Origin of the sequence: Devosia sp. Root413D1 (genome assembly GCF_001425235.1) — a bacterium.
Taxonomy (GTDB): Bacteria; Pseudomonadota; Alphaproteobacteria; order Rhizobiales; family Devosiaceae; genus Devosia_A.
This window is the reverse complement of record NZ_LMEA01000004.1, coordinates 1-7,589: the sequence shown is the minus strand read 5'-3', so window position 1 is coordinate 7,589 and position 7,589 is coordinate 1. Positions and strand designations below refer to the sequence as shown.

9 protein-coding genes and 1 other RNA gene are annotated in these 7,589 nt (G+C 65.6%); 6 read left to right on the top strand and 4 right to left on the bottom strand.

What is annotated here, in order from left to right:
* Positions 1–162: 162 nt before the first annotated feature.
* Together ASC89_RS04760 and ASC89_RS04755 are read right to left on the bottom strand one after the other, a co-directional pair.
* Positions 163–1,110 (bottom strand): glyoxylate/hydroxypyruvate reductase A, encoded by a 948-nt coding sequence (locus tag ASC89_RS04760; protein ID WP_055995272.1) that lies wholly within the window; start codon positions 1,108–1,110, stop codon positions 163–165.
* 73 nt (positions 1,111–1,183) lie between these two features.
* On the bottom strand, positions 1,184–1,891 hold the full coding sequence (locus ASC89_RS04755) for a cytochrome c family protein (protein ID WP_055877215.1): 708 nt from the start codon (positions 1,889–1,891) through the stop codon (positions 1,184–1,186).
* Positions 1,892–2,295: 404 nt separating this feature from the next.
* Between ASC89_RS04755 and ASC89_RS04750 the strand changes: the two genes are divergently transcribed.
* Entirely contained in the window at positions 2,296–3,126 is an 831-nt protein-coding gene (locus ASC89_RS04750) for a prephenate dehydratase (protein ID WP_055995269.1), read from the top strand.
* Positions 3,127–3,131: 5 nt separating this feature from the next.
* Here ASC89_RS04750 and ASC89_RS04745 read toward each other — a convergent pair whose 3' ends face one another.
* Both ASC89_RS04745 and ASC89_RS04740 read right to left on the bottom strand, forming a co-directional pair.
* Entirely contained in the window at positions 3,132–3,353 is a 222-nt protein-coding gene (locus ASC89_RS04745) for a hypothetical protein (RefSeq protein ID WP_055995266.1), read from the bottom strand.
* A gap of 248 nt (positions 3,354–3,601) precedes the next feature.
* A complete protein-coding gene (locus ASC89_RS04740) occupies positions 3,602–3,997 on the bottom strand; it encodes a hypothetical protein (protein WP_055995263.1) in 396 nt (131 codons plus the stop codon).
* 255 nt (positions 3,998–4,252) lie between these two features.
* Between ASC89_RS04740 and ASC89_RS28390 the strand changes: the two genes are divergently transcribed.
* The 5 genes from ASC89_RS28390 to recR all read left to right on the top strand — a co-directional run bounded on the left by ASC89_RS28390 (position 4,253) and on the right by recR (position 7,473).
* On the top strand, positions 4,253–4,429 hold the full coding sequence (locus ASC89_RS28390) for a hypothetical protein (protein ID WP_156384506.1): 177 nt from the start codon (positions 4,253–4,255) through the stop codon (positions 4,427–4,429).
* Between the two features lie 53 nt (positions 4,430–4,482).
* An RNA gene (gene ffs / locus ASC89_RS28070) (signal recognition particle sRNA small type) lies at positions 4,483–4,580 on the top strand.
* Positions 4,581–4,662: 82 nt separating this feature from the next.
* Positions 4,663–6,444, top strand: coding sequence for a DNA polymerase III subunit gamma/tau (locus tag ASC89_RS04730; protein WP_082533184.1), 1,782 nt, complete (start codon positions 4,663–4,665; stop codon positions 6,442–6,444).
* On the top strand, positions 6,441–6,761 hold the full coding sequence (locus ASC89_RS04725; protein WP_055877229.1) for a YbaB/EbfC family nucleoid-associated protein: 321 nt from the start codon (positions 6,441–6,443) through the stop codon (positions 6,759–6,761). The genes ASC89_RS04730 and ASC89_RS04725 overlap by 4 nt, the downstream gene beginning before the upstream one ends.
* Positions 6,762–6,879: 118 nt before the next feature.
* Entirely contained in the window at positions 6,880–7,473 is a 594-nt protein-coding gene (recR, locus tag ASC89_RS04720; RefSeq protein WP_055877232.1) for a recombination mediator RecR, read from the top strand.
* Positions 7,474–7,589 lie beyond the last annotated feature (116 nt).

The window sequence follows — 7,589 nt, the reverse complement described above, 5'->3', positions numbered from 1 at the left end:
ATTGGCGTGCAACTTCAGATCCATCCCAAGCGCTCCCTGACAAAGGCAACGCCTCGTTCTACACCGAGTCCATCCCGCCAATCCGCCGGAACAACACACTTTCGCGGGGATGACGCCGGTGTGGGTGGCGAAGGCGGGAGTGAACGGAAGGCAGCGCTGCCCTCAATACCCCCGGCTGAAGTCGATCACGTTGGGCAGCGGCAGGCCGGCTTCGTGGTCCTTGATCACTTTGGAGAAGTAGGCGACGCCGGTCCGCTCGCTGGAGGCGGCGGCGATGTGCGGGGTGATGTAGACATTGTCCATCTCCCACAGCGGCGACTCCTGCGGCAGCGGCTCGACTTCGAACACGTCGAGGCTCGCCGCCTTCAGCGTGCCGTCACCCAGCGCCCGGACGATGTCGGCTTCCTTCTGGTGCCCGCCGCGCGCCGCGTTGATCACCACCGGGCCTTCGTTGTCGATGCCGCCGCGCTTCAGTTTGCTGAACGTGTCGTAGTTGAGGATACCCTGCGTCTCCGCCGTCAGCGGCAGCAGGTTGACGAGAATGTCGGTGCCGGCAAGGAACGTCTCGAACTGCTCGGGCCCAGTGAAGACTTCGACGCCCTCGACGTCTTTTGCGGTCCGGCTCCAGCCGCGAAGCTTGTAGCCGAATACCTTGAGGTGCCGGGCAGCGTCGAGCCCGAGGGCCCCAAGGCCCATGATGCCGACGGTGGCATCCCAGGCCGGCGCCGGGTAGAGCTGCCGCCATTGCTTTTTCGCCTGGTCGCGCTTGAAGCGCGTCAGCAGCCGCTGGTGCATGGTGACCTGCGAGACGACATAATCGCTCATCCGCTGCGTCAGGTCCTCGTCCATGAAGCGGGCGATCGGCACGTCCCTGGGGCGCGACGGGTTGCGCAGCAGCGCATCGACGCCGGCGCCCAGCGACAGGATCGCCTTGAGCTTGTGCAGACCCTCGAACGCATCGGGTTTCGGCTTCCAGATGAAGATGTACTCCACCTCGTCCGGATCATAGCTGTCGGCGCGCGTCACCACCTTGCGGCCGGGCAGGGCGGCGGCGAAGCCGTCGGCCCAGCGCCGCTCGTTGAAATCGGCGAGGTGCAGCAGCAAGGTCATCGGTCGTCTCCCCAAAAACCAACGAGCCGCACCAGGGGCGCGGCTCGGAAATCAAACGGACCTCAGTCGAGGATCAATGGCTGGCAGCCGGCGCTTCTGCCGCCGGCGCCTCGGCGGCCGGAGCTTCAGCAGCAGGTGCGGCCTCCGCGGCCGGCGCAGCGGCGCCTTCAGCCGGAGCGGCGGCGCCCTCGGCGGGGGCTGCGCCTTCAGCCGCCGGAGCAGCTTCCGCGGCCGGGAACGGCACTGGCGTCGGCGACAACGTCTGCAGGTAGGCGAGGATGTTGGCGCGTTCCTGCGGGTCCTTGACGCCAGCGAAGCTCATCTTGGTGCCCGGGGTGTAGGTCTTGGGCGAGGTCAGGAACGCATCGAGGTTCTCGTAGGTCCAGGTGTCGCCATTGGCCTTATGGGCCAGCATGCCGTCCGAATACGAGAAGCCCTCGTGGCTGCCCTCGACGCGGCCGACGACGCCGTAAAGCAGCGGGCCGGTCTTGTTGGATTCGCCTTCGCCGAAATTGTGGCAGCTCGAGCACTTCTTCACCGAGGCCTGGCCGGCGGTGGCATCGGCGCTGGCCAGCAGCACGCCCAGCGGCACAGCCGGCGCTTCCGGCTCGGCGGCGCCTGCGCCGTGCTCGCCAGGAGCCTCTGCCTCGGCCAAGGTCAGGCCCGGCCCGCGACCTTCGATCGGGTGGTAGATGGCCTCGGCCAGGAACCCCACGCCCATGACAAACAGGAGGGTACCGAGAACGGCGCCAATGATCTTGTTGAGTTCGAACGAATCCATCGCGGGTATCTTTAGCCTTTGACGCCGGTTTGATGAACGGCGGAACAGCGATAGGCCATAGCTGGCCAACCCCGGCGCTTCAAGCCCTGTCCCGACGCGGGCGGAAGATAGTCTGTCCCCACATGGGGCGCAACGGGGCAGAAGCGCACTGCGACAACAGAGCGAGATCAGGAAAGGTTGCAGACCTTTCCGGTTCGATCTCGCGACAAAACAACCACTTGGAGCAGAAGTGCGTTGCAACCGCACGCAATCCTGCTCCTATGGAAACAGGATGATTTCCCTCAACATTGACTTGGCTCGCACCGGGTCGCATTAAGGCGCCGCACAGCGCGGGGAGAGGAGAAGTTGCAGGACTTTCCGCCTCGCCGCGCGACCAGAAAAGATCGGCTTCGGAGTTCCAATACATGTCCAGAAAGATCGCGTTCCAGGGTGAGCCCGGCGCCTTCAGCCACGCGGCGGCACATGCGCTGTTTCCGAGCGACAAGGCGCTGCCCTGCACCACCTTCGAGGATACCATTGCGGCGGTGCAGAACGGCGATGCCGAGTTCGGCGTCGTACCGGTCGAGAACTCGCTCTACGGCCGTATCACCGACATCTATCACCTGCTCCCCAAAAGCGGCCTGTTCATCACCGGCGAGCACTTCCTGCGCGTCGAGATGAACCTGCTCGGCGTGCCCGGTGCGACCCTCTCCGACATCAAGGCGGTGCAATCGCTTTCCGTGGCGCTCGGCCAGTGTCGCAAGTTCATATCCAAGCACAAGCTCAGGACCATCAACGGCGTCGACACCGCCGGCTCGGCCCGCGAAATCGCCGAAAAGGGCGACAAGTCAGTCGGCGCCATTGCCTCGCTGTTCGCCGCAGAGGTCTATGGTTTGAGCGTGCTCGCCCAGAACATCGAGGACGCGGCGCACAACACCACGCGCTTCCTGGTGATTTCGAAACAGCCTGAGGAACCGGCGCCGGATGCCGGTAAGGTGAAGACCACCTTCGTCTTCCGCGTCCGCAACGTGCCGGCGGCGCTCTACAAGGCGATGGGCGGCTTCGCCACCAATGGCGTCAACATGACCAAGCTCGAGAGCTACATGCTCGACGGTTCGTTCACCGCCACGCAGTTCTACGCCGATATCGAGGGACATCCGTCGGATCGGTCGGTGCAGCTCGCCTTCGAGGAGCTGAAGTTCTTCACCGACCACTTCCACGTGCTGGGCGTCTACAAGGCCGCATCAGCGGCCTGACGGTATCAGTAGAAATCGTCGTCCTCGTCGGCGCCGACGGTGAGGCCGCCAGCTGTGACGCCCCAGTCGAGATCGTCGGCCTTGTCTTCTTCGCGACGGGCCTCGGCCTCGAGGATCTGATGCTCGAACGCTGGCAGGTAGAGCGGCGCGCCGACTTCGCGGATGCTGGCGCGCTGCATCTGGCTGAGCGCGACGAGTTCGTGGGGGACGCGGACTGACTTCAACATGACAAGCCTCCTTCAGGCTCGTGAAGTCCTTAGAATGCGCCTCAGTTTGTTAACAAGGTCTGAGGGATGCGTTCAGGGTGGGACGGGGGGGTGGCTCGCGCCTGAGTTCACCACCGGCGTCATTCCCGCGAAGGCGGAAACCTAGTGGGATACTTCAGAGCTGGTGGAGGCCGAGAGATCGCACTGGGTCCCCGCCTTCGCGGGGATGACGCCGGGTGGGACGCCTAGCGAGTGCCAGAACCTCAACCCTAGGCCCCGAGCCCCGCATCCTGCTTCAATGCGCTCAGCAGGTACCTGAGCCCGGCGACGGTTCGGCTGGCTTCGATCCGCGGGCCCATCTGCTCGGCCGAGATGGCGATGCTCTCGCTCAGCGCTTGCAGCGCCCATTCGATCTGGAACAGGTCGCGGCGCATGTCGTGGCCCGGGGGCAGGTTGTCGATCAGCCGGTCACAGAGCTCAAGGGCTTCGCCGATGCGCCGGTGGGTGCGGTCGGCTTCGCGCTGCATCTGTGCGCTCACCTGAGCCCGGCCACGCGCCGCATCGCGGTACTCGTCGGCGATGACGTTCCAGTGCCGGATCATGCCCTGCAGCAGCGCGATATGGCGCCGCGCTTCGGTTTCGTCATTGCTGCCTTTGGCGATCATCACCGCCTCCACACTTCGCACCAGCGCAATAACGGTGATCGCGCTGGGCGGGTTGCATCCGGCCCATCCGATCGGAGGGAGCGGCGGCCCTCTCGCGTCGTCATGGTGATGCCTGCGGGGGCTCCGCCTCGTTGCGGCGAGCAAGACGAGAAACCGAATGAAGACGATAAGCCCCTTCGGCTGCGCGGACGCGCAATCATGAAAGCCCCCTGCTGGCTGCAAGCCTGGTGGCGGAAGCGACGGGCGCGCGTCGCCATGTCTCAGATCGCCCAGATGAGCCCCGAGTTCCGGCGCGACCTTGGCCTGGACGGCGCGACGATCGACGATCTGATCGCCTTCGAGAGCGGTGGCGAGTTTGCCGGGGCGCGACAGGCCGTCTTCGGTCCCGGCGCGTCGACGCCGGAGCCCTGCGCACCCGGTACCGTCCCGTGAGAACGCCCGCCGCACGGCCTTGCGTTTGCCGCGATCCTCTTCCATATAGGCGACGGGAGGTTGGTGCGGACGTGTTCCTCGCCAACCGGGTCAGGACCGGAAGGTAGCAGCCCCAACGAGACCTTCACGGGTCGTTGCCAGCCTCCTACTTCCCACATCTTTCTGACCGCGCATCGCCGCTTTGATGGGATGAGCTTTTGCGATCTGCGCCCGCGCTCGCTATATGCTCTGCCATGGCTGACGGAATGTTCCCCGACGATCCCCCTGCGCCCGCCGTTGCGGCGGCGAAGTCGCCTTATCTGGTGCTGGCGCGCAAGTACCGGCCGCTGAGCTTTGCCCAGCTCATCGGCCAGGACGCCATGGTGCAGACGCTCAGGAACGCCTTCAAGTCGGGCCGCATCCACCACGCCTTCATTCTCACCGGCGTCCGCGGCGTGGGCAAAACCACCACGGCCCGCATCCTCGCCCGCGCTTTCAACTACGAGGACGAAACCGGCCGGCACCCGACGCTCGATTTCGACAAGGAAGGCGTCCACGATCGGGCCATCATTGAGGGCCGCCACGTCGACGTGGTCGAAATGGACGCTGCTTCCAACACCGGCATCAACGATATCCGCGAGATCATCGACTCGGTGAAGTACGGGCCCGTATCGGCGCCCTACAAGGTCTACATCATCGACGAAGTGCACATGCTCTCGACCGCGGCCTTCAACGGGCTGCTGAAGACGCTCGAAGAGCCGCCGCCCTACGTGAAGTTCATCTTCGCCACCACCGAGATCAGGAAGGTCCCGGTGACCATCCTGTCGCGCTGCATGCGCTTCGACCTGCGCCGCGTGCCGCCCGAGACGATGACCGCCCACCTCATCGACCTGCTGGCCCGCGAGAACATCGGCTACGAGCCCGAGGCGCTGGCGATGATCGTGCGGGCCGGCGAGGGCTCGGTGCGCGACAACCAGTCTTTGCTCGACCAGGCCATCAGCCACGGCGACGGCAAGGTGACGACGGCCACCGTCAAGGCTATGCTCGGGCTCGGCGACCGGGCGCGGACCATTGACCTGTTCGAGGCGCTGATGGCCGGCCGTATCGGCGATGCGCTCACCAACCTCCGCGAGCTCTATGACGCCGGCGCCGACCCGCAGACCATCGTCGCCGACCTCTGCGATTTCACCCACCTCGTCACCCGCATCAAGGTGGTCCCGGCCGCCGCCGATGACGTGTCGCTGACCCCGGACGAGCGCAGCCGCGGCGCCCAGCTGGCGCAGAAGCTCGGCATGCGCGCGCTGAGTCGTACCTGGCAGATCCTGTTCAAGGGCTATGATGAGGTGCAGCAGGCCGGTAACGCCCTGCAGGCCACCGAAATGGTGCTGGTCCGCCTCGCCTATGCGTCGGACCTGCCGACCCCGGACGAGCTGATCGCCAAACTCGGCAACCTGCCGCCTCCGGCCCAGCCGCAATCGGCGCCGGTGGCGCGCGGCAATGGCGGCGGTGGTGGCCCGTCGGCTGCCCGGCAATACCAGCCCGAGGTGGCGCCGCGCTTCGATGCCGCTCCGGCGCCGCAGGTCATCCCGCAATCTACCCCGCAGGCCTTCGCCAACCCGCGCACCTACGCCGAGCTCGTCGCGCTGGCGGGGGAGAAACGCGATGTCATCGTCAAGATTGCGCTCGAGCAGTCCCTGCGCCCGGTTTCCATCGGCGATGGCCGGCTCGAAGTGGCGCTGGTCGAAAATGCCGATCCGGGCATCATCCAGACGCTGTCGGCCCGGCTGAAGCTGTGGACCAACCGGCAGTGGATGATCACCCTCAAGACCGACGCCCAGCACGTGCCGACCATGCGCGAGCAGCGCGAGGAGCGGCAGGAGGCAGTGCGCCAGGAGGCCCATCAGGATCCGCTGGTGCAGGCCATCCTCGAGACGTTCCCCGGCGCCACGGTGCGCGTCACCGTCAAGCAGGAACAGATACCGATCGAAGCCTACGCGGACGCCGTCCGCGACAGCGATGAGGAAGACGACGAATGAAAGACCTGATGGGAATGATGAAGGCCGCCCAGGAGATGAAGGGGCGGATGGAGGAGTTCCAGAACAAGGTCGCCGAGATGACCGTCGAAGGCCGCTCCGGCGGTGGTCTGGTGGTGGTGACGCTCAACGGCAAGGGCGAGATGAAGGGGTTGAAGATCGATCCCAGCCTCGTCTCCGACGATGTGTCGGTGCTCGAGGACCTGATCCTCGCCGCCCACAACGATGCCAAGGGCAAGGCCGAGTACGAGATGAACGCCAAGATGCAGGAAATGACGGCGGGCTTGCCGCTGCCTCCGGGCATGAAGTTTCCGTTCTGAAGATGCGGCAATCGGCAGTCGGCAATCGGCAGTCGCCTGACAGTTCTCAAACGTGCGGCAAGCAACGGCGGGGCATCACGACTGCCGACTGCCGACTGCCGATTGCCGTGCACTAGCCATGGCCAACGGCGGACCCGAGATTGAACAGCTGATCCTGCTCTTGGCGCGCTTGCCGGGGCTGGGGCCGCGCTCGGCCCGACGGGCCGTGCTGCAGCTGATCAAGAAAAAGGAACAGCTGATGATCCCGCTGTCGGCGGCGCTCGATCGCGCCGTCGCGGCGGTGACCGTCTGCGAGACCTGCGGCAACGTCGATACCCGCTCGCCCTGCCATATCTGCGCCGATCCGCGCCGCGACAATGGCCTGTTGATCGTGGTCGAAGATGTCGCCGACCTCTGGGCGCTGGAGCGCGCCGGAGTAGGGGCGGTGAAATACCACGTGCTCGGCGGCGTCCTGTCGCCGCTCGACGGCGTCGGCCCCGACGACCTGTCGATCGATGCCCTGCTGCGTCGCGCCCCGGAGTTCTCCGAGATCGTGCTGGCCGTCAACGCCACGGTCGAGGGCCAGACCACGGCCCACTACATCACCGACCGGCTTGCCCCCAGCGGCGTCAAGATTACTCGCCTGGCGCATGGCGTACCGGTGGGCGGCGAACTCGACTATCTCGACGAAGGCACGCTCAGCCAGGCGCTGAAGGCGCGCACCGCGCTCTGATCTTCCCCCCTCCCCTCTGTTCAGACCGGAGACAAGGTGGACGGGTGTTCGGAGACATGGTGGACAGTTTGGGCTGTGTTGTCTCGCAGGTCGATCTGAGCGATGCGATGGCGTCG